Source organism: Acinetobacter sp. AG1 (genome assembly GCF_001005525.1).
GTDB classification, from domain to species: domain Bacteria; phylum Pseudomonadota; class Gammaproteobacteria; order Pseudomonadales; family Moraxellaceae; genus Acinetobacter; species Acinetobacter modestus.
On sequence record NZ_LBMZ01000014.1, the window covers coordinates 1 to 1500 of the forward strand.

Consider the following 1500-nt stretch of genomic DNA (forward strand, 5'->3'; position numbering starts at 1 on the left):
AAGCCTGATATCAGGCTTAATTAACCTACAAAAATTTTTCCATTAATAAATCTATTCTGATATTTTTCAAAAACCTCCTATTACTCACAATAAAACATTTAACATTCACAATAAAAAACTTAAAACTCTTCATAATACCTAAATGGGTGCAGTTAGGGAGAGTAAGATATGGCACAATATTTACGTATAGCTGAGAATGTTTATAGCCAAGTAAAGGAAATTAAAGACTTTAATCATGATCCATTAGAAAATTTAAACAAGCTAATGATCGAGATACGTAAAGAGATAAAAGGTTCAAAATTAAAATTACTTTATAACTTTATTGATTTTGAAGAATGTCTCAATAAGCCTAATGTTGAATGTAAAATTCAGCTAGATATTAGCCTTATCCCGACAATAAAAAATGAAGGTGAATTCATTCTATGGTTAGCAGGTTTTATACAAAGAGTTACCACGGATGGTAAGAAAAAGCTTCCACCTATTCGTAAAGAAATCCCTCCAGAATTTAAATATAATCAATCTAAAGAGACCGTTAAAGTCCTTCATATTCAACCAGAATATTCTAAAAGTGGAGAACAAATTGATTCTTATTTTAAATCTGATGAATTTATAGAATCGTCTAATAAAAGCCCCTAGGTTTTGAAAATAGAAGTGAGTTCTTGACCGTTCACACTTCTATTATTTGCTGAAGTTATTCAGCCGCCGCCTATAAGGGCGGTTTTCTTTTATATGCGCAAGTTTAAATTGACATAAAAAAGCCCTGTTCGCGTAGAACAGGGGCAGAGAGTTAAGTTAAATATTACTATTTGTTCAGATTTTTTCTGCGATTCCACGCATCACGCGAAGCCTCTTTTGCTTCATCCCAAGATAAACGAGAGTCAGCTTTACCTTCTTGATCCCAATATAATCTTAGCTCTGGTTCGACTTCATCAAAAGCCACATCAGGATCATAGCCATATTGTTTTTCATAACCAAGACGATAAGCACCTTGATAATCTCGATCAAAATTTAAGTCCGGATATTTAGCTTTTGCTTCATTATAATAAGGCTGTTGAAGATAATTTTCACGCCAGTACGCATCTTCAACAGTAGGATCAATTGCTTCTCCAACTGCACTACCAGCCAATCCGCCAACAACAGCCCCTACAGCACCGCCCACTAGTGTACCCACAGGACCACCCGCACTTCCAATGGTTGCCCCAGCTACAGCACCACTTGCCGCACCAACGCCTGTACCAACTGGATGAGCACCAGGTTCACCACTCAGTGGATCTGCATTCAACTCTTTTTTGACTTCCTTCGATGAGTTTTTAATACGCTCACGATCAAATTCGTCTTTATTTATCATCAAACTTCTCCTCAAAACAAACAATTATTTATTTACTTATAAATATTCAACCTTTTTATAAAGATTAAAATATCTAAAGCTACTATGACTTAAACATTACTCAAGTTTTATGTTAAAAAAAGTAATGAAATTATTTTTTAAGTTAAAGATTA

General features: G+C 34.3%; 2 protein-coding genes. One reads left to right on the forward strand and one right to left on the reverse strand.

Going from position 1 to position 1500, the window contains the following annotated elements:
- The first annotated feature begins 168 nt into the window (after nt 1-168).
- Nucleotides 169-636: a hypothetical protein gene (locus tag AAV96_RS00090; RefSeq protein WP_046737831.1), complete on the forward strand. Its 468-nt coding sequence runs from the start codon at nt 169-171 to the stop codon at nt 634-636.
- Between the two features lie 166 nt (nt 637-802).
- On the opposite strand, the gene AAV96_RS00095 is transcribed toward AAV96_RS00090, so the two are convergent.
- A complete protein-coding gene (locus AAV96_RS00095) occupies nt 803-1348 on the reverse strand; it encodes a glycine zipper domain-containing protein (protein ID WP_046737832.1) in 546 nt (181 codons plus the stop codon).
- Between the last annotated feature and the right edge of the window lie 152 nt (nt 1349-1500).